This is a genomic window from Nonomuraea sp. NPDC049625 (genome assembly GCF_040675285.1).
In the GTDB taxonomy this organism is placed as follows: domain Bacteria; phylum Actinomycetota; class Actinomycetes; order Streptosporangiales; family Streptosporangiaceae; genus Nonomuraea; species Nonomuraea angiospora_A.
The window spans coordinates 135,704-157,974 of the sequence record NZ_JBFAOQ010000020.1 but is presented as its reverse complement, the minus strand read 5'-3'; the positions used below and the strand labels follow the sequence as shown (position 1 = coordinate 157,974).

19 protein-coding genes and 1 pseudogene are annotated in these 22,271 nt (G+C 70.0%); 8 read left to right on the top strand and 12 right to left on the bottom strand.

Annotated elements, in window-relative coordinates; translation table 11 throughout:
- Positions 1–61 precede the first annotated feature (61 nt).
- From helR to AB0J87_RS53800, 6 genes are all read right to left on the bottom strand, one after another.
- Positions 62–2,215, bottom strand: a complete 2,154-nt coding sequence (gene helR / locus AB0J87_RS53825; protein WP_363981461.1) for an RNA polymerase recycling motor ATPase HelR — start codon at positions 2,213–2,215, stop codon at positions 62–64.
- Between the two features lie 74 nt (positions 2,216–2,289).
- The gene (locus AB0J87_RS53820) at positions 2,290–3,525 is read right to left on the bottom strand and encodes a glycosyltransferase (protein ID WP_363981458.1); all 1,236 of its coding nucleotides are present in this window, start codon (positions 3,523–3,525) and stop codon (positions 2,290–2,292) included.
- Positions 3,526–3,791: 266 nt separating this feature from the next.
- Positions 3,792–5,933, bottom strand: coding sequence for a peptidase domain-containing ABC transporter (locus tag AB0J87_RS53815; RefSeq protein ID WP_363981455.1), 2,142 nt, complete (start codon positions 5,931–5,933; stop codon positions 3,792–3,794).
- A 60-nt stretch (positions 5,934–5,993) separates the two neighbouring features.
- Positions 5,994–7,031: a TIGR04500 family putative peptide maturation system protein gene (locus AB0J87_RS53810; protein WP_363981453.1), complete on the bottom strand. Its 1,038-nt coding sequence runs from the start codon at positions 7,029–7,031 to the stop codon at positions 5,994–5,996.
- On the bottom strand, positions 7,021–8,025 hold the full coding sequence (locus tag AB0J87_RS53805; RefSeq protein WP_363981451.1) for an MvdC/MvdD family ATP grasp protein: 1,005 nt from the start codon (positions 8,023–8,025) through the stop codon (positions 7,021–7,023). Before AB0J87_RS53805 ends, AB0J87_RS53810 begins: the two co-directional genes overlap by 11 nt.
- A gap of 87 nt (positions 8,026–8,112) precedes the next feature.
- Entirely contained in the window at positions 8,113–8,250 is a 138-nt protein-coding gene (locus AB0J87_RS53800; RefSeq protein ID WP_350733660.1) for a hypothetical protein, read from the bottom strand.
- Between the two features lie 163 nt (positions 8,251–8,413).
- On the opposite strand from AB0J87_RS53800, the gene AB0J87_RS53795 reads away from it, so the two are divergent.
- The 5 genes and pseudogenes from AB0J87_RS53795 to AB0J87_RS53775 all read left to right on the top strand — a co-directional run bounded on the left by AB0J87_RS53795 (position 8,414) and on the right by AB0J87_RS53775 (position 12,027).
- A complete protein-coding gene (locus tag AB0J87_RS53795; RefSeq protein WP_363981448.1) occupies positions 8,414–9,007 on the top strand; it encodes a hypothetical protein in 594 nt (197 codons plus the stop codon).
- Between the two features lie 18 nt (positions 9,008–9,025).
- Positions 9,026–9,667 (top strand): annotated as a pseudogene (locus tag AB0J87_RS53790) (methyltransferase domain-containing protein); the annotation flags it as partial.
- Positions 9,668–10,059: 392 nt separating this feature from the next.
- Positions 10,060–10,809 carry a hypothetical protein gene (locus AB0J87_RS53785; protein WP_363981445.1) on the top strand — a complete coding sequence of 250 codons (750 nt, stop codon included), beginning with the start codon at positions 10,060–10,062 and terminating at the stop codon, positions 10,807–10,809.
- Between the two features lie 424 nt (positions 10,810–11,233).
- Entirely contained in the window at positions 11,234–11,668 is a 435-nt protein-coding gene (locus AB0J87_RS53780) for a hypothetical protein (RefSeq protein WP_363981442.1), read from the top strand.
- Positions 11,668–12,027 (top strand): hypothetical protein, encoded by a 360-nt coding sequence (locus tag AB0J87_RS53775; protein ID WP_355206845.1) that lies wholly within the window; start codon positions 11,668–11,670, stop codon positions 12,025–12,027. Before AB0J87_RS53780 ends, AB0J87_RS53775 begins: the two co-directional genes overlap by 1 nt.
- A 160-nt stretch (positions 12,028–12,187) precedes the next feature.
- On the opposite strand, the gene AB0J87_RS53770 is transcribed toward AB0J87_RS53775, so the two are convergent.
- Positions 12,188–13,369 carry an MFS transporter gene (locus AB0J87_RS53770; protein WP_363981439.1) on the bottom strand — a complete coding sequence of 394 codons (1,182 nt, stop codon included), beginning with the start codon at positions 13,367–13,369 and terminating at the stop codon, positions 12,188–12,190.
- A gap of 68 nt (positions 13,370–13,437) precedes the next feature.
- Here AB0J87_RS53770 and AB0J87_RS53765 point away from each other — a divergent pair, with 68 nt between their 5' ends.
- Positions 13,438–14,427, top strand: coding sequence for an ArsR family transcriptional regulator (locus AB0J87_RS53765; protein WP_363981436.1), 990 nt, complete (start codon positions 13,438–13,440; stop codon positions 14,425–14,427).
- 3 nt (positions 14,428–14,430) lie between these two features.
- Here AB0J87_RS53765 and AB0J87_RS53760 read toward each other — a convergent pair whose 3' ends face one another.
- Entirely contained in the window at positions 14,431–15,744 is a 1,314-nt protein-coding gene (locus AB0J87_RS53760; RefSeq protein WP_363981433.1) for an aminoglycoside phosphotransferase family protein, read from the bottom strand.
- 129 nt (positions 15,745–15,873) lie between these two features.
- Entirely contained in the window at positions 15,874–16,971 is a 1,098-nt protein-coding gene (locus AB0J87_RS53755) for a cytochrome P450 (RefSeq protein WP_363981430.1), read from the bottom strand.
- Positions 16,972–17,134: 163 nt separating this feature from the next.
- Between AB0J87_RS53755 and AB0J87_RS53750 the strand changes: the two genes are divergently transcribed.
- Positions 17,135–17,791 (top strand): class I SAM-dependent methyltransferase, encoded by a 657-nt coding sequence (locus AB0J87_RS53750; RefSeq protein ID WP_363981427.1) that lies wholly within the window; start codon positions 17,135–17,137, stop codon positions 17,789–17,791.
- Between the two features lie 54 nt (positions 17,792–17,845).
- Here AB0J87_RS53750 and AB0J87_RS53745 read toward each other — a convergent pair whose 3' ends face one another.
- The gene (locus AB0J87_RS53745) at positions 17,846–18,442 is read right to left on the bottom strand and encodes a hypothetical protein (protein ID WP_363981424.1); all 597 of its coding nucleotides are present in this window, start codon (positions 18,440–18,442) and stop codon (positions 17,846–17,848) included.
- Between the two features lie 236 nt (positions 18,443–18,678).
- Here AB0J87_RS53745 and AB0J87_RS53740 point away from each other — a divergent pair, with 236 nt between their 5' ends.
- A complete protein-coding gene (locus AB0J87_RS53740; RefSeq protein WP_363981421.1) occupies positions 18,679–20,253 on the top strand; it encodes a PucR family transcriptional regulator ligand-binding domain-containing protein in 1,575 nt (524 codons plus the stop codon).
- Here the strand turns inward: AB0J87_RS53740 and AB0J87_RS53735 are convergent.
- Entirely contained in the window at positions 20,241–21,143 is a 903-nt protein-coding gene (locus AB0J87_RS53735) for a polysaccharide deacetylase (protein WP_363981418.1), read from the bottom strand. The two genes, AB0J87_RS53740 and AB0J87_RS53735, sit on opposite strands and share 13 nt — an antisense overlap.
- Positions 21,140–22,267, bottom strand: a complete 1,128-nt coding sequence (locus AB0J87_RS53730) for an NADH:flavin oxidoreductase (protein ID WP_363981415.1) — start codon at positions 22,265–22,267, stop codon at positions 21,140–21,142. The genes AB0J87_RS53735 and AB0J87_RS53730 overlap by 4 nt, the downstream gene beginning before the upstream one ends.
- Positions 22,268–22,271 lie beyond the last annotated feature (4 nt).

Genomic DNA, 22,271 nt, shown 5'->3' with positions numbered 1-22,271 from the left:
AGGGCCACGCCGTGAAGCCCTCGTGCCGGTGTCCTACCTTGGCCTCGCCCCGGAGCCGAGATCAGGAGCTCGTGAGGATGACCAGTTGCTGGGTCGCCCGGGTCATCGCGACATAACGATCGACCGCTCCTTCGATGCCCTCGCCGAACGCCTCCGGGTCGACGAGAACGACCAGGTCGAACTCCAGCCCCTTCGACAGCTCCGGAGTCAGCGACCGCACGCGGGACGTCCCCTGGAACGTGGGGTCGCCGATCACGCAGGCGATCCCGTCGGCATGCGCGGCGAGCCAGGTGTCGAGGATCGAGCTCAGCTCCGAAACAGCCCCGTGTACGACGGGGACGTCGGTGCTGCGGATGGAGGTCGGCACGTTGGCGTCCGGGAGCGCGGCCCGGATGACCGGCTCGGCCGCCACCATGATCGCTTCCGGCGTACGGTAGTTGATGCTCAGGGACGCCAGGTTGACGCGGTCGAGCCCGACCCGCTCCAGTCGTTCCTGCCACGACTCCGTGAACCCGTGCCTGGCCTGGGCCCGGTCCCCGACGATGGTGAAGCTCCTGGACGGGCACCGGAGCAGCAGCATCTGCCACTCCGCGTCGGTCAGCTCCTGAGCCTCGTCCACGACGATGTGCGCGAACGGGCCGGCGAGCTGGTCCGGTTCGACACCGGGTGATGCGTTCTCGTCGACCAGGGCGTCCCGCAGGTCCTGCCCGCGCAGCATCGTCACCGCGCCTTCACCGTCGTCATCGGCCTCGAGCAGGTTGTCGACGACGCCGGCCATGCGCTCGCGTTCGGCGGCGACGGAGGCCTCCTGCCGCCGCTTGCGCCGCGCCGCCTCCGGGTCGCCGAGCCGCTGCCGCGCCGCGTCCAGGAGCGGCAGGTCGGACACCGTCCAGGCCTGGGCGTCCGCGCGCTGCAACCGCCTGACCTCGTCGGGGCTGAGCCAGGGGGCGCACATCCGCAGGTAGGCGGGTACCGACCACAGGTCTCCGACGAGGTCGGCCGCTTCGATCAGCGGCCACGCGCGGTTGAAGGTCGTGAGCAGCTCCCTGTTCCGCAGCAGCGACTTGCGGAGCAGGTCAGGTGAGATGTCCTCGTTGTCGTGCTTGTCCGCCAGGATCGTGAGCAGTTCCTCCCAGACCTGGTCGCGCGCCTCGTTGTGCGGGGTGCCGGGCTCCGCGGCCTCGAATGCCTCGGCCCAGTCCTCGGGGCTCAGCCAGATGTCGGACCAGTGGGTCGTGACCGTCATCCCCTTGGTGGGCGCGTTCTCGTAGAACCTGACGGCCGGCTCGATCGCCTTGACCAGGTTCGCGGACGACTTCAGGCGGGCCACGTCCGGATCGGTCTCGATCGCCGCCGTGGCTCCCTCGGCGACGAGGTCCCGCAGGGTGCAGGTCTGTACGCCCTCCTCGCCGAGGCTGGGGAGGACGTCGGCGACGTAGGCCAGGTACGGCTGGTGCGGGCCGACGAACAGCACGCCACCCCGGCGGTGACCGAGGCGAGGATCGGAGTAGAGGAGATACGCGGAGCGGTGCAGGGCGACGACGGTCTTGCCCGTACCCGGACCGCCGTCGACGACGAGGGCGCCGCTGGATCCCGCGCGGATGATGGCGTCCTGGTCGGCCTGGATGGTGCCGAGCACGTCTCGCATCCGTGGCGACCGGCTGCTGCCCAGGCTGGCGATGAAGGCGGACTGGTCGTCGAGCGCGGCGTGGTGCCCTTCGAACCCGTCCGAGGTGAACACCTCGTCCCAGTAGTCGCTGATCCGGCCGCGGGTCCAGCGGTACCTGCGGCGGCTCGCCAGACCCATCGGGTTCCCGTGGGTGGCTCCGAAGAACGGCTCGGCCGCGGGGGAACGCCAGTCGAGCAGCAGCCGGCGGCCCTCGCTGTCCGTGAGGCCGAGTCGTCCGATGTACACGGGCTCGGGGTCGTCCGCGCTGACAATGTGTCCGAGGCACAGGTCCAGACCGAAGCGACGCAGCGCGCGCAGGCGGGCGGAGAGCCGGTGGATCTCCAGGTCCCGGTCCAGGGCCGCCCGCCCCTTTCCGCCGGGCGCCTTGCGCTCGGCGTCGAGGCGGTCGGACAGCTCGGAGATCGACTGCTCAAGGCTCTCCGCGATGGCCGCGAAGTGCCGCTCATCGCCGGCGATCAGCGCCGGGTCGGCCTTGGGGGCAAGATGCTCGGGCAGGTCGAACACGCCGGTGGTCAGGGGATTCACGTCATCAGCTCCGATGTGAGGTGGCTTGCGAAGGTCGGCGTCTGGACCGGCGTGACAGACCCGGTCGCCGGGGGTCACGCGGATGCGGACCGCCTTTCCGGGCTGACCACGTCGAGCAGCAGCTTCGCGGCCACCGCCGCCCCGTCGGTGCGGATCGTGCCGGCGACGGCAGCCGCTCGTACGCGGGTCTCGGGGGCCAGAGCCGTCCTGAGCGCGGCCGACAGGGACTCGGCGGTCGGAGCCGGACCGTCGTGTGCCGCGCCGATGCCCAGCTCGGCCACCCGACCCGCCCAGTACGGCTGATCCGTCGCCTGGGGCACCACCACCTGAGGCGCGCCGGCCCGCGCGGCCGTCGTCGTCGTGCCCGCGCCACCGTGGTGCACGACCGCGGCCACCCGGCCGAACAGCGCCTGCTGGTTGACCTCGCCGACGGCGAAGCAGTCGTCCCGGTCGTCGATCAGAGCCAGGTCGGCCCAGCCGCGCCTGACGAGCGCGCGGCGGCCCTGCGCCCGGACCGCCTCGATGGCCACCCGGGCGACGTCCTTGGAAGCGTGCATGGGCATGCTGCCGAAACCCACGTACACCGGCGGTTCGCCGGCCTCCAGGAACGCCACCAGCTCGGCCGGGAGCGGGCGAGCATCCGGCAGGATCCACGCGCCGGTCTGTACGACGTCGAGCTCCGGCATCCCCTGCCACGGGTCCAGGGCCGGGTCCGTCGCCAGCCACGGCTGGTCGCCGATGACGTAGTCGCGAACGTCGTCCACCGGCGGCAGGCCGTTCGACGCCCGGCTGGTGTTGAGCGCCGCACCGAACAGCGCGTTGATGCTCTGGGCGTCCAGGTCCCACAGCACCCGGTTGTCGGTCACCTCCGGCGGGAACGGCCGGCCCTGATAGGCCAGCGGCGGGCGGTGCGGCGACGGCAGGGTGAGCTGCTGGAAGGTCACGGACACGGAAGGGATGCCCAGTTTCTCGGCCACCGACCGCGCACCGGCGGCGGCAGGCATCATGCCGGTCGCCACCAGCACGTCACACCCCTCGGCCGCCGCGGTGACCGCGTCGAACTGGCCGGCGATCAATTCGGCCGCGCGCTCGGGCAGGGATGACGGCGGCGGCGCCGCGGTCGTCAGCGCACGCGCCGACTGACCGACCGGCACCAGCCGCACGCCGACCCCGGCCAACAGCTGCGCGAACTCCTCGTCCGGCGGCGCGCACACCCGCACCTCCGCGCCGAGCTCCCGCAACCGCACCGCGAGTGCCGCCATCGGTTCGACGTCCCCGCGCGACCCGTACGTCGACAACACCACACGCACTTCGCGTCCCCCATTTCCGCAGGTTCTGGCCTCGGCGGACGATTCTGCGGCATGACCCGGGTCTTGTGGCAAGCCCCCCGGTGCGCTATACGTTGAGAGTGGAAAGGCGCGGGTCTCCCCTTTCCCCCGTCGGCCGCGACGCCACATACGGACAGCTCAGCCACCGAACACAAGGTAACCCCCATCCGCCGCAGGGCCTCCCGGGGGACACCTCCCGCACGGTGATCATGGCAGGACGAGCCGGCAATCGGCCGCCCGGGTGCGTGTCAACGGGGGTTGAGGGCCGGTGTGGGGCCGGGCGACTGGTGCTGGTGCCGCACCAGGTAGGCGTAGTGGCCGTCGTGGGTCATGAGTTGGTGATGGGTGCCCGCCTCGATGATCTGGCCGCGGTGCAGCACGACGATCAGGTCCGCGTCCTGGATCGTGGACAGCCGGTGGGCGATGATGACCTGGGTCTGGCCGAGCCTGAGCAGGTTGCGGCGGATGCGTTCCTCGGTGACCGCGTCCAGCGCCGCGGTGGGCTCGTCCAGCAGCAGGATGCGGGGCCGGTGGACCAGGGCGCGGGCCAGCGCCAGGCGCTGGCGCTGGCCGCCGGACAGGCGCGTACCGCCCTCTCCGACGTTGGTGTCGTAGCCCTGCGGGAGGCGCACGATCTCGTCGTGGAGTTCGGCCAGGCGGGCGGCGTGCTCGACCGCCTGGTGGTTGACGGGGGTGAAGCCCGCGATGTTGGCGGCGATGGTGCCGGAGAACAGGTGTGGCTGCTGGGTGACCACGCCCACCTGCCGGCGCAGCCACTGCCGGTCGAGTTCTTGCAGCGGGATGTCGTCGAAGCGGACCTGCCCGGCGGTCGGCTCGGTCAGGCCGATGAGGGTACGGCCGAGGGTGGTCTTGCCGGATCCCGACGCGCCGACGATGGCGACCCGCGCGCCGGCCGGGATGCGCAGGGAGAGGTCGCGGAGCACCGGCGTACGGGCGTCGTAGCCGACGCTGATCTTGGTGACGGTGACGCTGCCGCGCAGCCCGCCGTCCGGACGGATGCCGCCGATGCGCTCCTGCGGCGTACCCATCAGGTCGGCGATGCGGCCCAGGTGTGCGGCGGCCAGTTGCAGCTGGTAGACGATGCCCAGGAGCGACGCGAGCGGCGTGGTCGCGGCGACGGCGAGGGACACCAGGGCGAGCCGGTCGCCCAGCGTCCCGGAGGTCGAGGCGAACACGGTCACCAGCAGGCTCAGGTGGAGCGCGATCTGCAGGGTGGTGGTGGCGGTCTGGACCGCGGCCACGTGCCGGTCCCGGGCCGCCCCGGTGGTCAGCTCCTCCTCGTGGTGGACGCGCCAGCGGTCCGCCGCGGCCGCCTCCCCGCCGGAGGCCTTGATCGCCTCGATGCCGGCCAGGCTGTCGACCATGGTGGCCTGGGTGGCGGCGGTGGTGTGCAGGGCGGCGAAGGCCAGGTGCATGCCGCGGCGGGCGGTGGCCAGGACCACACCGGCCTGCAGCGCCGCCGCCGCGAGCGTCACCAGCCCGAGCCCGGGCGCGGCGAGGATGAGCAGGGTCAGGTACGTCACCGCGGTGGCCAGGTCGAACAGGAAGGCCAGCGACTGTTCGGTGAGCAGATCGCGCAGCATGGCCACCCCGCTGAGCCGGCTCAGCAGGTCGCCACTGGAGCGGCGCTGGAAGAAGCGGTACGGCAGCGCCAGCGTGTGGCCGACGAGTGCGCGCATCCCCTCGGCCGCCACCGAGGTCTGCAGCCGGATCAGCATCCGGGCGCGGGTCCAGGACGTCAGCCCGTACACGAGCACGACGCACAGCGCGGCCGCAGCCAGCGTCGTCGCATCCATCGCCACCGGCCGGTCCACCACGAGTTTGGTGAACAGCGGCACGGCCAGCCCGAGCAGCTGCGCCGTCAGCGAGGTCAGCAGCACCGCGACGATCAGCCCCCGGTTGGCCAGCGCGGGTGCCAGCAGCGGGCGCAGCACGCGCCAGGGCCGGGGCCGGGCGGCGGGAGTGAGCCCGGCGGGGGCGTCGGCCAGCAGGACCTTGCCGGAGTATCCGGCCTGGAACTGCTGCTGCGACAGTCTCCGCCGCCCCCGCGCCGGATCGATCACGGTGGCGCCGCGTGGGCCGATGTGCTCGACGACGACGAAGTGGTTGTTCTCCCACACGGCGATGAACGGCGCGGGCAGCGCGCGGAGGGTGTCGATCGGGGCGCGGCAGGCCCGTAACCGCAGCCCGAAGCGGGCCCCGGCCTGGATCATCTCGCGCAGGCTCACCCCGTCCACGCCTTCGGCCAGGTGCTCGCGTACTTCCGCCAGGCCCGTGCGGCGGCCCAGCGCGCTGAGCACCATGGCCAGGCAGGCGGCGCCGCAGTCACTGCGGGCCAGTTGCATCCGCAGCGGCACGCGGCGTCTCACCGCCGCACCTCCCCGATCCGGTACGCCATTTCCCTCACCGTCACATCCGCCCGATCGCGCTCAGAGCCAGAACCACTGGATCTCCGCATTACGCCGCCGCTCGTCCAGCCACGCCTGGAAGGCCGCGTCCCGCGCTGCTTCCAGCACTTCCGGCGCGCCGGCGTCGGGCGGGACGACCTCGTGGACCGCCCCGGCCAGATGGCCGCCTTCGTAGGGGACCGGCCCGATCGCCGTTCGCTCGGCCGCCGTCCGCAGGGGCTCGGGCAGCCGGGAGGTGAGCGCGGTCGCGGCGTGCAGCTGCAGTCTGTGCCCGGGGCGTTCGAGGGCGGCCAGGGAACGGGCCGCGAAGTCCTGCACCGGACCCTCCGACAGGGCGCGCAGCTCGTCGGCGTGTGGGCCGGTCACCCACACCGCGCGCCGCATCGTGAAGTCCTCCGGGTGCTCGGCCAGGTGGCGGCGGGCGGGTTCGCCGGCGAAGCGGTCGCGGATGCGGGCGATGATCGCCTGGGTACGGGCGTGGGTCCGGAACATCTCCGGCGACATGCCCGCCTCGGCCAGCCACTCCAGCGTCTGCGCCTTGCCGGTGAGCCCACGGCGGCGGCGGAACTCGTCGGCGGCCTCCTGGATCTCGGCCTCGGTCGGCGACTGCAGGGCGCCCTCCAGCTCGTTGAGCAGGATGCGGTGGTCCACCAGCCGCTCGTGGAGCTGCTGGTCGCGCACGCCCAGGGCGCGGATGGTGGACAGCGCCACCGCGATGGACAGCCCGACGCCGTCCACGCTGAGGACGTTGGCCGCCGCCCAGTGGGTGGAGTGGTCCACCAGCCACGGGACGCCGTCCTCCGCCTCGGCCGACAGCGCGACGGTGCCGCCCTCGGGGTGGTCGAGGAGCAGGTCGTAACCGACCCGGGTCGTCCCCGGCGGCTCGTCGACGACCAGTTGGGCGCGCAGGTGCGGCCGCGCGGCGGCCCAGTCACGCGCGCGCCGCCGCGCCTCTCCCACCTGGTCCTGCGCGGTCGGCAACCCCTGCAGGAGCGCGACCGCCCCGGCGAGGTCGTCGGCGAAGGAGGTACGGACGGCGGTGCGCTGGTCAGTGGGCATCGGCGGAGTCCTTCGAATCGGGGCCGGTGGTGGTGGCGGTGGTGAGCCAGTCGGCGATGGCGTCGCTGATGGGCATGCCGGTACGCAGCTCGACGAAGGCCCATTGGCCGTTGACGTTGAGCTCCAGGAAGACGTACCGGCCGTCCGGGGTCACGATGAAGTCCAGCGCGCCGAAGCTCAGGCCCAGCCCGGCCACCAGCCGGACACAACGGTCGGCGATGTCCTGCGGCAGGTCGTAGGCCGCGTAGCCCACCTTGGTGTCGTCGTAGTGCCGCCAGTCCACGGTGGTGAGCCGCGAGGTCTGGGAGTCGATGCGGGCGGCGAACACCTGCTCGCCCACCACGGTCACCCGCAGCTCGTACGCCTTGGGCAGGTTCGGCTGCAGTATCGCCGGGCCGTGCCGGAGCCGGTGCCGCCCGGTCAGCCGCCGCCTGGGCACCGTCGCGGTGAACAGGTGACGAGCCTCCCCGTCCAGCGTGAACGGGTGAAATCCGAGCGTCTTGGTGATCATCCGCCCGCCGGCCTGGTTCCACAGCGGCACCAGGACCTCGGGATCGTTGGTCACCACCGTGTCGGCCACGGTCAACCCGAGCTCGGCGGCCCGGTACAGATGCAGGAGCTTGTTGTCGACGGCCGCGGTGTACTGCGGCGGCGCGGGCATCCACCGGGCCCCGACCATGAGGTCGTACGCGCCGGTGACAGCGATCTTGGCCGTGTGCTCGGCGAAGGCACGCTGCGACGGCTCCGGAACATCGAGCGCGGACGGCCGGTCGGGGCGCCGGTCCCACACCGCGCTCACCTTCGACAGGTCGTACGTCTCGCCCCGATAGGTCAGCACCTGGCGCCAGCGGCCGTCGAGACAGCTGGTGGTGAGGGTGGAGGCTCCGGGGTAATCGGCCTCGTCCCACCACAGCAGCGGCACGCCGCGCTCGCGCAGCTTGGGCAGCACGACGTGTATCGAGTCGTCGCGGTGGCTGCTGATGATCAATAACACGGTCGTTCGGTCCTTTGCTGTCGCAACAGCGGGGAGCCGCTTGACGGGCTCCCCGCTGCTCACCGGGCCGCGGTCATCGCGGTCGGATCACGTCTTCCAGCAGTCGCCCTTCTGGCTGGCGGTGCAGAGATAGGTGCTCCAGTCCGGTTCCATGCCCGCGATCACCTCCAGCTCCTCGCCGTCGAGCTCGGAGACACCGGCGGGAAGGTCCTCGATGTTCAGCATGCTGTTCACCCCCCTTCTGGTTGCGCAGGGCCGTGATCTACGACCCTGCGGGTGATCGTGGCGATCACGACTTGTGATCCACTGCAAAGGCGGCTGAAGCTGACTGCGAACGCAGGTCAGCACGACTGACATCCCGCGTCCTCGCGCTCTTAGGCTGCTCGCCATGGACAACGGCGGAACGTCTCTTCGAGCGGCGGACATCACTGCGGCGCTGGACACGGTGCTCACCGCCATGCGAGCCGCGGGTGCCGACATCGCTTACCGCCTGGGGGGCACGAGCGCGGCTCTCCTCCAGGGGGTTCAGCTTCCTGTCGGGGACATCGACCTCCTGGTGGCGCGGCGGGAGGAGGTGGATGAGTTCGGTGCCGCGCTCGCCTCGTTCCCCTGCCTTCATGCCGCCTCGTGGATTCCGGCGTCCGCGCAATACTTCGCCAGGTACGAGGTGCACGGGGTCAAGGTGGAGATGAGCACCGTCGAGAGGCAGACCGACTCCGACGCGATGGAATGCGTCGGTCGCGGCCCATGGCAGCACTGCGTGTGGATCGCATGCGGCTCGCACCAGGTTCCTGCGGTTCGTCTGGAACTACGGCTGGCGACGGAACTCGTACGGGACAGGGCCGACCGTTACGAACCCGTCCTCGACCACATGAGCGCGCAGGGGTGCGACTTCGACCTGTTGCATCGGGCCATGAGCGGCCAGGGTCTGTCGGCGGAACGGCAGCGCCTGGTCTGGGATCGCCTCGCCCCGTCACGATGACCCGCACTCGGCGCCGGGGGGCCGTCCGTCCCGCGAGGGCTGGCCGAACGCGTCGGTCCCACGGGCCGCGTCCTGGCGACCGACATCGACGTCTCCTGGATCCGTGATGCGGCCGGCCCGGTGGTGGAGGTACGCCGGCATGACGTCGCCCGTTCCGACCCTCCCGATGAGGCGTTCGACCTCGTGCACGCGCGCCTGGTGCTGGTGCACGTCGCCGACCGCGAACGTGCCCTGCGGTCGATGGTCGCGGCGCTGAAGCCCGGCGGCCGCCTCCTTCTCGAGGACGCCGACCCCGCGCTGCAACCGCTGAGCTCCCCGTACGAGCAGGGGGAGCGTGAGCGGCCGGCCAACCGGATCCGTGCCGGGTTCCGCGCGATGCTGGCCGGGCGCGGCGCCGACCTCGCGTACGGACGGCGGCTTCCCGGGCTCCTCCGCGCCGCCGGGCTGGTCGACGTGGCGGCCGAGGCGTACTTCCCGATCGCCTCCCCCGCCTGCGACCTGCTGGAGACGGCGACCATCGCGCACATCCGCGAGGGCCTGGTCGCCGGCGGCCACGCGACCGAGGAAGAGGTCGAGCGGCACCTGGCCAACGTGGCGGCCGGTGGCATGGACCTGGCGACCGCGCCGATGGTGTCGGCCTGGGGACGCGCCCCGGAGTGAACTACGCCGAGACGCCGGGCAGCGCGTAGCGGCGGCCGAGCCCACCGCCGGCGCGCGGTCCGGCACGGCCGCTTCGTCGAGGCTGTGCCAGCGAGACACGGTTCCGCCGTCAGCCCGCGCGGGTGGTGCCGTTCTGGACGGCAAATCGCCGCGTATTCGCAAATGTGAATTAATCGGAATCAGCGTCATGGCATGTCTCACGACATGCAAAGAAACGCCAAAATATTTGTGTGACGACGCCTTCTTTAAAGGTATCGAATTTGACGGGTTATTGGGGTTCATTGAGGTGAATGAGATAATCCTTGCGGGTATGTACGCTTCTGTCTGAATGCCTACCGAGATGTGGGCGTCGGATTTCGCGTCGATTTATCCATGAATGGAAACGAGAGCACGTGAATACTGAAATTCGGCATTTGCCGACGCCGCGCAGCGCCCGTATCGCCAAGCTGGCTCTGGCCGCTGCGGCCACCGGTCTCATGTTCGTTCCGCTCGGCCAGGCAGTGGCGAGCGCGAGCGTGGGCTACGTCCCGACGCAGCCGGCCGCGGGCTGCGCGAGCGAGTGGGGCGTGTGCGACGTCCTCTGGTGGGGTCGCGAGGACAAGTCCGACCACGACGAGAAGTTCGAGCACGGCAAGAAGTTCGACCACGACAAGTTCGAGCACAACGAGTTCGAACATGAGAAGAAGTTCGAGCACGACGAGAACGAGCACGACAAGAAGTTCGAGCACGACGAGAACGAGCACGACAAGAAGTTCGATCGCGACAGGTTCGAGCACGACAAGAAGTTCGACCGCGAGAAGATGGACCGCGACAAGAAGTTCGACCGCGACAAGAAGTCCGATCGCTTCAAGTTCGACCACGTCAAGATCGACCACGTCAAGTTCGACCACGACAAGAAGTTCGAGCACGAGAAGAAGTTCGACCGCGACAAGTTCGAGCACGACAAGAAGTTCAAGCACGACGAGGCCGAGCGCGAGAAGAAGTTCGAGCACGACGAGTCCGAGCATGACAAGAAGTTCGAGCACGACGAGAACGAGCATGACAAGAAGTTCGAGCACGACAGAAAGTTCGAGCACGACAAGAAGTTCGACCACGACGAGGACGAGCACGACAAGAAGTTTGACCACCACCACGACTGGTAAGTCGTAACGCACGGTACGAACCAAGGTGCGAAGGCCCGCCCGGGGATGAGCTCGGCGACGACGTCCTCCGTCGAGACCGAGGGCATCCCCTGGCACTGTGATCGGCGATTGAGTCGGAATCGCTCTCGGCCGCCCGAAAACGCGGGTGACAAAATGCCGTGGCAAATTATTTGCCACGGCATTTTCGCTTGTCGCGCATCCATGTGCAGGCCTCGCAGGACAAAACCGGCGCACGCCACTGCGACGGGGCCGAAGACCCACGCGCGTACGACTCTCCCGGTGAAGACGCAGATGCCGGTGGCGAGGACGGGCGCAGCAGTGAAGATGACCGCGGCCACGAACCCGCCCACCTGCCCGAGCCAGCAGCGGCGCGATTCCCTGCAGGGAATCGCGGTGGCGCGGGGGAATCAGCACACTGCTGTGCATGAGCAACGCACTCGATATCAAGCAATGGGCCGACCGGTACGTCGCCCAGTGGAACGAACCCGATCCGGCCGCGCGGGCCGCGCTCATACGCGAAATGTGGGCGCTCGACGGGGTCCAGGTGCTGGTCGACCCGCCGCAGGAGATCCGTGAGGCCGCCGCGGGGCTGGCGTTTCCGGTGCCGCCGCTGGAAGTCCGGGGTCACGACGCCTTGAACGCCAGGGTGACCCGTGCGTACGAGATGTTCGTCGCGTCGGGCGAGCACCTTTTTGAGTGCGCCGAAGAGGCGTCCCTCCTCATTCCCAACGTGCTCGGCATCCGGTGGTCGATGGTGTCGACCCACACGGGACAGGCCGTCGGCGGCGGCCTGGACATCCTCGCCCTGGACAGCGATGGGCGGATCCGTACCGACCACCAGTTCATCGGAGTGAGTTGATGCGCTTCACCAGGATCACCCGCACGGAGGACGGCGGATCAGCGTTCGAGGACGGCGAGATCGCACTGGAACACCGGCAGGTGGCCGACGGGGTGCCGGCCATGGCCGTCGGTGGGCTGCCGTCGAGAGATGGCGTGCAGTTCCTGCGCAGTGCCGCGTTCGACAGCACCGCGCACCCGGCGCCACGTGAGCAGTGGGTGGTGATGTTGCGCGGGGTGATCGAGGTGACGGTCAGCGACGGCGGCCGGCGTCGCTTCGGTCCCGGCGACCTCGTACTCGCCGCCGACACCACAGGAATGGGGCACGTCACGACCGGCGTCGGCGACCCGCCGTTCGAGGCGCTGTTCATCCCCGTCTGACCGCCGACGCGAATCCGGCGCGAGCAGCCGTGGAGCGCTTGGCGCTCGGCTGGCGGCAGCTCGCGCGGCGCCTCCGCGGGCTCGACCCGCTCCTCCCCGTGGAGGCCGTGGAGGCCGTGGAGGCCGTGGAGGCCGTGGAGGTCGCGCAGGCTCCGACCGATCAGGTGGGGATGGCCGGCTGCCGTTCCTCGTGCCTGCCCAGCACCGCGAGGGTCAGGGTCACGGCGACCGACCCGAACGCCAGCACCGTCATCGCCGCGGCTGGGGAGATCAGTTGGGCCACCACGCCCGCGAGGGCCGCGCTGACGCCCTGCATGGTGGACATGCCGACGGAGTGCAGGCCGAGGGCTTGGCCCGCGAGGTCGTCCGGGGTGAGGGACATCAGGCGTTCCTGCAGGACCAGGCTCGCGCCGAAGCCGACGGAGGCGACGACGGCGGCCACGGCCGACAGCGCCACTCCCGGCTGCAGGACGAAGAACAGGTACGGCGTCGCCAGCAGCAGGCGCAGCGGGACCGCGAGCCGGGGGCGCGACGCGGGCGGCACCAGGCGGCCCACCGCCACGTCTCCCATGAACATGCCCAGCGCCGCGCACGCGAACAGCGTGCCGGCGGCTCCGGGGGCGTACGAGATGTAGAGCGACTCGCAGCCGACCACCAGTCCGTTGGGGATCCACAGGCCCAGGTACGTCAGGCGGCGGGAGCGCGAGGACCACAGGAGGGCATTGGTGCGCCAGGTCGCCGAGACGGACGGGCGTCCGGAGGAGCGCGGCGGGCGGACCGTGAGGCCCAGGCGGGTGGCGAGGGCCGACATCACGTACAGCGCCACCGCCAGGAGCAGGCATGTCCTCGGGGTCAGAAGCGTCAGCAGCGCGGCGCCCGTCGCGAACCCGGCCACCTGCATCAGGCCCCAGAGCATGTTGAACACCGAACGGCCCAGGACATAGCCGTCTTTCGACAGGATTTCGGTCAACAGTCCTGAGCGCGCTCCCCCGCCCAGGGACGCGATCAGGCCCTGCGCCAGCACGACGGCGAAGACCGCCGCGACCGGCAGACCGGGCAGCGCCAGCACCGCGGTACCGGCCGCGAAGGCGAGGGAGAGGCCGGAAAGGACCGCGCGCGGGGGCAGGCGGTCGGCGCCCGAGAGCAGGAACGTGGCCCCCACCAGCTTCGCCAGCTGCGGGCCGAACATGCTCACCGCCGACAGCAGCGGGGAGCCGGTGGCCTGGAAGACCAGCGTGCCGAGGGCCAGGGCGCCGATCGTCTGAGCCGCGGCGAAAGCGGCATAAGAGAGCAGGAACGGGGTGAACTCCGGGGTGCGGAACAGGGTTCGATAGCTGCGCATACGTCGGAGTCTCGGAGCGGCCCGGGGGTCGTGTTTACTGTTTCGCCGACGCGCGAAAGGTTGTACGCATGGGCCTGTGGCAGATCGACACCGATGTCCTCGCCCGTAGCCGGTTCGTGCTCTCGCCGTTCGCCGAGACCTTCGCGAGCCTGAAGCTGCTGCACGCGGGGACCGGTGCCCATCCGGGCGAGGAGGCCTGGCTGCGCGCGCACCTGCCCGGCTACCGCGCGCGCCTCGCGGCCGACCCGGTGGCCGCGCTGGTCGTACGGGCGGCGCTCGGCAGGTCCTGGATCGCCGACTTCTTCTGCCCCACCTCGTGCGAGGGGGAGAGTTTCGAGGCGACCGTGGCCCGGGTGCGGGCGACCGGGGCCGAGGAGGCGCGGGCCAACCTCCGCGTGTCCCTCCGGGGCCCGCTTCCCGCCGCCCTGGAGCGGGACGACCTGCCCGAGCGGGCGACCGCGCTCCTGACGTACGTCTGGGAGGAGACCGTACGGCCGTACTGGGAGCGTCGGCGGCGCGTCCTGGAGGCAGACATGGTCGCGCGGACCGCGCGGGTGAGCCAGGGCGGCTGGGCGGCCGTGCTGGACTCGCTGAAGCCGGGGACGCGGTGGCTCGGGGAGAGCCGGTTCCAGGTCAACCTGAACGCGTATCAGCCGCGGGAGATCGCCGCCGGGGCCGACCTGCTGTTCATGCCGGTGACGCCGAGGACCGGGTGGGTGTCGTGGGAGGGACGGGAGCGGTACGCCGTCGTCTATTCGTGCCTCGGGGTGCTCGCCGAGGACCACGACCGGCGGCCCCTCCCGGCCGGGCTCGGGGCGCTGATCGGGACCGCGCGGGCCGGATTGCTGGTGCTGCTGGGGACTCCCATGAGCACGACCCAGCTGGTCGCCGTGACCGGTCAGGGGCTGGGGTCGGTGGGCCGGCATCTGCGGGTGCTGCTGGACGCTGGGCTGGTGGAGCGGCGGCGGGCCGGGCGGTCGGTGCTGTACGTGCGGACGGCGGCCGGGGAGGTGCTCGTGGAGGCATCGGGGACCGGTCCCGTGCCGGGCCTCGAGTGAGCCCTACGATCGCCAACCGTTGACGGTCAGGTCGGGGTCGGTGGCCGCGTTCAGCAGCCGCCGGCCCCAACCGTAGGTCATCGGCAGCCAGTTGAAGTCGTGATCCGGTCCGACGATGTCGGCCAGCTCGATCAGCTTCATCATCTCCACCACCGCGGCGAGCGGCTTGGCCACGCGCCATGCGCTCCGCATCCGTTCCGGAGCGACGGCGTCGGCCCAGGCGGAGAAGAAGGCGTCGAGGTAGGCCGCGGCGTCCGGCTCGGACGCGTCGTGCAGCCATGAGGCCAGATCGAACAACGGGTTCGTGACGGTGGCGAAGCTCCAGTCGTGCAACAGGATCCCGTCGTCGCGCACGACCACATTGCCCGGGTGGAAATCGCGGTGGACGATCGCCGCCGGGACGGCCGCCTCGTCCAGGCGCTCGGCGCACTCGACCAGATACGGCGTCAGTGCCTGCAGCCGGTCGGCCTCCTCGTCGGTCAGCGCCCGGTCCAGGTTCTTCGCAAGCTTGGGCGCCCGCCAGATGTCGTCGCGGGCCAGGGTCGACCGTACGCCGTCGGCCAGCGAGGTCGGGGTGAGCGGGACACACCCCGCGGCGATCAGCTCGTCCCCGCGGTGAATGGTCTCCTTCTGCACCGTGACCAGCTGTGCCAGGCATGCGCGACGCTGCTCCGGGGAGACCGCCCAGCCGTCCACGCCGCCGAAGTCCTCCGCGAGCCACCAGCGGTCACCGGGTGACGTCGCGGTGATGGTGGCGAACGGCGCGATGCGCAATGACGCCAGGTACCGAGTGATGTCCGGTTCGCGAGCAAGCCTCGGCAGGACCGCCTTCAGGTACAGGTCACCCCGGTCAGTCGGCGTGCGCAGCACGGCTGACATGCTCCAGTGCTTGATCTGGCGGCTCGGACCGAGCCGAACGCGACCGGCAGCCTTGATCTCCCCGTCGATGTAGGACTCGGCTCGCTCGAACCAGCCGGGCCCGAACCAGTCGGAGGCGGGCGGCCGGGATCGCGCCGCCCGGCAGTCGAGTGCCAGGCTCTGCCCGGTCACCGCATCCCGACCGTGCCACGCGAACCCATCGGCGGAGACCGGCCGCGCCCTGCCCTCTGCCAGCAGCACCACCGTCGTAAAGTCCAACGGCTCCAGGACCACCGTGGACAGCCCGAGTTCGCGACGAACGCGATCGGTCAGCTCACTGTCCATCGGCGGCCACCTGCCGTCGAACCGCATCCGCGGTAGCGCCGGATTGCCGCCGGCCATGTCGCACAGCACGGCGCCGTCCTGGTCGACGATTGCCAGCACGGCTTCTGACGACATGATCAACCCTCCAAGGATCGACGGAGTTCACGGGATAGCGCGCCGGCGTCGTTCATGACTTGTATTCGTCCTGGTGGACGGTCTGCGAGGGCTTGATGCGGCAGAAGCCGCAACTCATGAACGGCATGATCACAGCTCGCTTCGCTGAGTGATCAGGCGCATCCGCTGGATGTCGACCCCGACGGGGGAGATCGTAGCCTCCAGCCCGTCCTCGGGCACGCGCCAGCGGCCGGGGAAGGCCTTCCGCAGCGCCCGGATCGCGACGGCCGCCTGGCTGGTGGCGAGTCGCAGGCCCAGGCAGACGTGGATGCCCGTGCCGAAGGACAGGTGCGGGTTGGGGTCGCGCGTGGCGTCGAACGCGTCGGGGGCCGCGAACACCAGCGGGTCCCGGTTGGCGCGGCGGATCGAGGCCACCACCCGCGCCCCGGGTGGGATCGTGACGCCGTCCACGTCCACCTGGGCCGTGGTGAAGCGTTCCGTGCCGCCCACCGGCGGCAGGTAGCGCAGCACCTCCTCCACCAGGCCGGGCGTCGGCGCCGTGGGAAAGCGTTCCAGGCACAGGACCGCGTGGTAGATCAACCTGGTGGTCGTCTCGTGGCCCATGACGATGAGTGTGGTGGCCAGATCGAGCAGTTCGCTCTCGTCGAGCGCCGCCGCCAGGGCCGGGATCATGCCGCCCCTCGGCTCGGCGACCACCTCGCGGATGCAGGTGCGCAGTTCGGTCAGGTCCTGGTGGAAGCGCGCCTGCCGTACGGGGTCCTCGGCGTTGGCGCCGGCGAACTCGGAGATCGTGATCGTCCAGCGTACGAAGTCGGCCCTGCGCTCTGGTGAGATGCCGAGCAGCCCCGCGAGCGTGGCGACCGTCAGCGGCGAAGCGAACCCGTCCACCACCTCACCGGACCCCTCGACCAGCAGTTCCCTGGCGGTCTCGGCGATGGAGGGCTCCAGGGCCGACACGGCGCGGGGAGTGAAAACCCTGGCCACCAGGCGGCGCAGCTCGTGATGGCGGGGCGGATCGAGCGACGGCAGGCTGCGCAACACGGGATTGTCGTGGTGAGGTGCCGGATGTGCGCCGTGGGCGAGTTCGTCGGAGGAGAAGGCGGCGTGGTCGCTGAGGATCCTGCGGACATCGGCGTGCCGGGAGACCACCCACGCCTCGAACCGCTCATCGAACTGGACCGGGCCGGGCGCGGGTGGATGGGCGAAGATACGTTCTTTGACAGACATGCCCTCCACCCTGGGCGAACGGCCTGGCAAACCGCTGCCGGATCGCTGCCGTACTGGAAAGGGCGACGACCTGCATGGCCATCAGTCGATCATCTCGGAGCCTGAGTCCCCCGCCGGAGGCGAAGGAGTGCGTTTCGGCTGTGTGCCCTCGTAGGGTTCGTTCATGGATTGGCAGACTTGGCACGATGAGTACGACGTCCCCGGTTCACAGTTGGCGCGGCGCTTGCAGGTCGTCCAGGAACGGATACGGCTGGCGTTGGACGGCTGCCCGCCCGGTCCGCTGAAGCTCGTCAGTCTCTGCTCGGGTCAGGGCCGCGACGTGCTGGAGGTGCTGACCGATCATCCCCGCCGTGACGATGTTCGGGCGCGCCTGGTCGAACTGGACCCGGGCAACACCGCCATCGCCGAGGAGGCGATCAAATCGGCGGGACTCCGGCAGGTCGAAGTGGTCACGGCCGATGCCGCGCTCACTGACCATTACCGGGATTCGGTGCCCGCCGAGATCGTGCTCGTGTGTGGGGTGTTCGGCAACATCACAGATGAGGACATCGAGCGCACGATCGACACTTGTACCCAGTTGTGCAAGACCGGCGGCACGATTATCTGGACTCGGCACCGCGGGGCTCCTGACCGGGTGCCCCTGATCTGTCGCTGGTTCGAGGAGCGTGGCTTCGAACGCGAATGGCTATCGGAGCCGGATGCCGGCTTCGGCGTCGGCGTCCACCGCTTCACGGGTCAGTCGCGTCCCCTGATCTCGGGACGGCGCATGTTTACCTTCGCCGGCTATGACGTGCTGAGAACCGAGAACGCCGAAACCTGAGGAGTCTCCTCAGCCGTCGTGGGGACATCAGCCCTGAAGTCGGACCGCTGCGGTTCAGGTCTCATTCCAGTTGTCGAGGATGATGACGGGCGCCTCTTCTACGTCCAGCCATTCGGCTTCGATACCCATGCCAGTGGACGCCTCGATGAAGGCGAACGCCGCACTGCGCTTGCCTCGGTAATCCTCCGGGTCAAGGCGGTCGAGCATGGCGCGGAATTCGGCGAGGATGCTCGGATCGCCCTCCTGGATGGCGTGCTGGGCGAAGATGAAGTTGCGCATCCGCGCCCTGATCTTGCCGTCGGCCGCGTAGAGCATCGTGTATCCCCCGTTGAAGTGCCAGGTCGTCATCCACACACGGGACGCCTTGCTGAGTTCGGTGAGGATGTGGTCCGGCGTGGTGAAGCCGTAGGTGAACTCGAGGAAACCCCAGGCTCCTTCACCCTCGTAGACGAAGAGCACGGGCACGAACTCTTCGCCGGCCTTCTCTATGGGGTACTCCATGATGCGTTCCTCGGGATCACGGCCTCCATTCAGCCGCCACAGGAGATCCCCCACGGTGATCTCTTCGTCGAGGGGTTGCACCACGGTCCAGGAAAGCCCGTCCTCAAACCACTGCTGCCGGTCGAAGAGATTGCGGTAGTGATCGATCACGTGATGATTGTCGCGGAAGCTGCCAGGAATGAAACGCTCCTCAGCTCCTCTATTGGACGGTGAGGAATGCGGCATGCATCGGTGGCCACGACATGGCGATCGTGAGGGGGGATCTGTGCAGCGGCGCGGCAACCCCTGCGGGAGGGCCGCTCAGAGCGGAACAAGCAGGCGAGACCGTCCATTGATGAGTGGATAATCTTCTATAGATTGAATCAATCGCTGTATATAGTTACAGCGTGTTCACGCTCCAATCCCTGCTGGATCGCGCCTCGCTCGAACTCCGTGTGCTGGTGCCGGGCCGACCGGGCGCATTGGACGCGCCCGTCGCATGGGTGCACAACACCGAGCTGCCCGACCCTTCGCACTACGTACGCGAAGGGGAGATCGTGCTGACCAACGGGTTGTGGCTCGAACGGGTGCCTCCTGCGCAGTTCGTGACGAACGTCAAGAAGGCCAAGGCCAGTGGCATCGTGTTCGGCTTGCGCGCGGAGATGCCGGAGACTCCCGACGCGCTGGTCGAAGCCTGTCGCGAAGCGGAGTTGCCGCTGCTGGAGATCTCCGTCGCGGTGCCGTTCACGGCGGTCTCGCAGGCCATGGCCGACATGCTGACCGACGAACGCAAGCAGTCGCTGGTCGGTATGGTGCGGCGGGGAGACGCCCTGGCCACGGCGATCTCCCGGGGTGCCGGTGCCTCCGGCGTGCTCGATGTCCTGCGCCGTGAGCATGATCTGCCCCTGGCGGTGGTCGACAGGATGGCGCGTTCCCTCGCGGTGGCCGGCGCGAGCCTGGACAGCGACCAGCTGCATGCCGTGGCCACGGCATTGGCCAAGAAACCTCCGGCGCTGGAGGTGGATCTGGGAGATTTGGGACAAGCAGCGCTGTTTCCGGTGGGTGCCGTCGGCGACATCGACGCGGCTCTCATCTGCCTGCGCCCTTTGCGTGAGCTCACCACGCCCGAGCGGCAGGCGCTGGAGCAGACGGCTCGGTTCCTCAGCCTGGAGGTGGCGAAACAGCAGGCGGTCCAGGCGATCGAGATGCGCTTCGCCAGCGAGCTCCTGGAGATGGTCCTCTCGGGAGGCTGGCGGGCGACGGAGGTTCCTGGCCGGCTCCGCGCGTTCGGCGTGGATCCGAGCGGTCCGCTGGCCGTGTGCGCCGTGGCGTTCGCGGACGGCGAGGCCGCGACGATGCACGGGCTCGCGGAGGTGATCGTGGAGTTCTACGCCGTCGAGGGAGTGCCGGCAGTCGTGGCCGGCGGCACGCAGGACGTCGTCGCCGTCCTGCCATGGCGTCATCCTGAGCACGAGCTGCCGTCGCTCGCCCAGCGCCTGGTACGGAGCATCGAGCGGCGCTTCCCTGGGCTGCGCCCGGTCGTCGGCCTGGGAGGACTCGCGGCCCACGCGGCCGAGCTGCGCCCTCAGCTCCTGCAGTCCAGGGAGGCGTGCCGCGTGCTGCGGCGCACCCGCACGGGTCCGTCCGTGCGGGCCTTCGCCGAGCTGGGCACGCACCGGCTGCTCCTCGGGCTGCTCGACGCCGAGACCTTGAACGAGTTCGCCGGCAAGATCCTCGGCCCGATGAAGGACCATGACGCGCGGCGGAGCGGCGAGCTCGAGCTGACGCTGCGTACGTTCCTCGATCATGACGGGCAATGGGCGGCGACGGCCGGAGCGTTGCACATCCACGTCAACACCCTGCGCAACCGGCTGGCCAAGATCGCCGAGCTCACCGGCAGGGACGTGGGGCGTACGGAGGACCGGGTCGATCTGTTCCTGGCGCTGACCGTCGAGGCGATGGACTGGGCTCAGTCCGGGTAGACGTCCGGATCCACCACCGGGGGCCGGGGCCGGCGCACGGTCAGGCCGGCGTCCGCGGCCGAACGCTCGGCGACGTCACGGCAGCGGGCGAAGGACACGTCCGCGCAGCTCTGCGCGTACTCCAGGAACTGCCGCAACGCCAGCGCACGGCCGGGCCGGCCGGACAGGAACGGGTGAACGCACAGGTTGAACAGGCCGCCGTAGTGGCGCATCCCGTCGAGCTCGGCCCGCCACAGCTCCAGCACCTTCACCGGAGACTCGATGACGGAGCCCACATGAGGTGCGGGCAGGAACGCGTACTGCTCCCAGTCGTCGAGCGACCAGTGGACGGGCAGCTCGACGATCTCGCCGGCGGGCGTGGCCACTTTGTACGGCTTGTCGTCCCCCATGAGAGAGGAGTCGTAGCGCAGACCGTACTCCGCGACCAGGTCGGCCGTCCGCCAGGACGCTTCCCACAGCGCCGCTCGGTGTCCCCGGATCTCGATGCCCTGGCTGTCGAAGACCGCCAGCGCGCGTTCGAAGTCCGCGCGTTCCTCCTCGGCGGTCATCGACGTGGGCGGCCGGTGGCTGTAGGAGTGGTGCGCCACCTCGTGGCCCCGCTCGACGATCGACGGGGCCAGTGCGGGGCGGTGCTCGGCAACCCAGCCGGGCACGAAGAACGTGGCGGGGACGCCCAGCTCGTCCAGAAGATCGAGGATACGGGGCAGGCCGACCTCGGGACCGTATGCCTGGTGGGACATCGTGCTCGCGTGGTCGGCGAAGCCGCGGCCCTGCGCGAGCACAGGGGTCTCCGCGTCCACGTCGAAGGTGAGCGCCACGACCGCGGCGGACCGGCCACGCCAGCCGCCGCGGATCTCGCCCGCCGGCTCGACTCGCCCGGACGCGCTCAAGCCGGCACTCCGGCCGCCGGTCGCCACAGGCGGGCGTTGCTCAGCGTCGCCATGGGCTGGAGCATCTGGCGGTCGAAGTCCGCCATGGGCAGCCCTTGGGCCAGGCGCCGCGGGAAGTCCGGGTTGGCGAGCGCTCCCCGGCCGAGGGTCAGTACGTCCGCGTGACCGTCCTGCAGCACCATGGCGGCCCGGGCGAGATCGTGCATGCCGCCATTGGCCAGTACGGGCAGCCCGGTCACCTTCCGGGCCAGGCCCGTGATCGTCACCTGCCCGTCCAGGGTCGCGGTCTCCACCCAGTCCCGTCCTTCACTGGCGATGTGCAGGTAGCTCGCCCCCGCTTCGGCGAGCGCGGCGAAGATGATCTCCGCCTCCCTGGAGCCGCCCGCCCATCTGTGGGTGAAGTCGTTGACCTTGCCCTGCGACAAGCGGATCCCCACGCAGAAACGCGGACCGACCTCAGCGCGGATGGCGGAGACGATCTCTGCCGCGAGTCGTACCCGATTGGCGACCGTGCCACCATAGCGATCGCCGCGCTGGTTGGTGTAGTCGGTCAGGAACTGGTCCACGAGGTAGCCGTTGGCGCCGTGCACCTCGACCCCGTCGAAACCCGCTCGCCGGGCGCGGACGGCCGACGTCACGAAGCCGTGCACCACCTGGTCGATGTCGTCCTGGCTCATCGCGCGGGGCGTCGGCCAAGGACCGTACCCGCCGTATTCCGGCATCTTCTGCCCGCGCGGCAGGACGGCCGACGGCGCCGCCGTGTCGTCGCGGTAGCGGTTGCCCTGCGACAGCGCGCCCGCGTGCATGAGCTGAAGGATCACCGGCGCTCCGGCGTCGTGCACGTGGCTGACGACGTCCCGCCAGGCGGCCTCGTGACCGTCGGTGACGATGCCGGGCTGGTTGGCGTAGCTCTGGCTGTAGCGCGTATCGGTATAAGTTCCCTCGGTCAGGACGAGGGAGAAACCACCGCGGGCGAAAGCCGCGTAGTAGTCCGCCATCTCGGCCGTCGGCGTTCCGTCGGCGGCGGCGGACACCCTGGTCATGGGCGAGACGGCCAGCCGGTTGGCGAGGTGGAGCTCGCCGATGCGGTCCGGTCGCAGGGCGGGATGCTGGATGTCGTTCATCGTT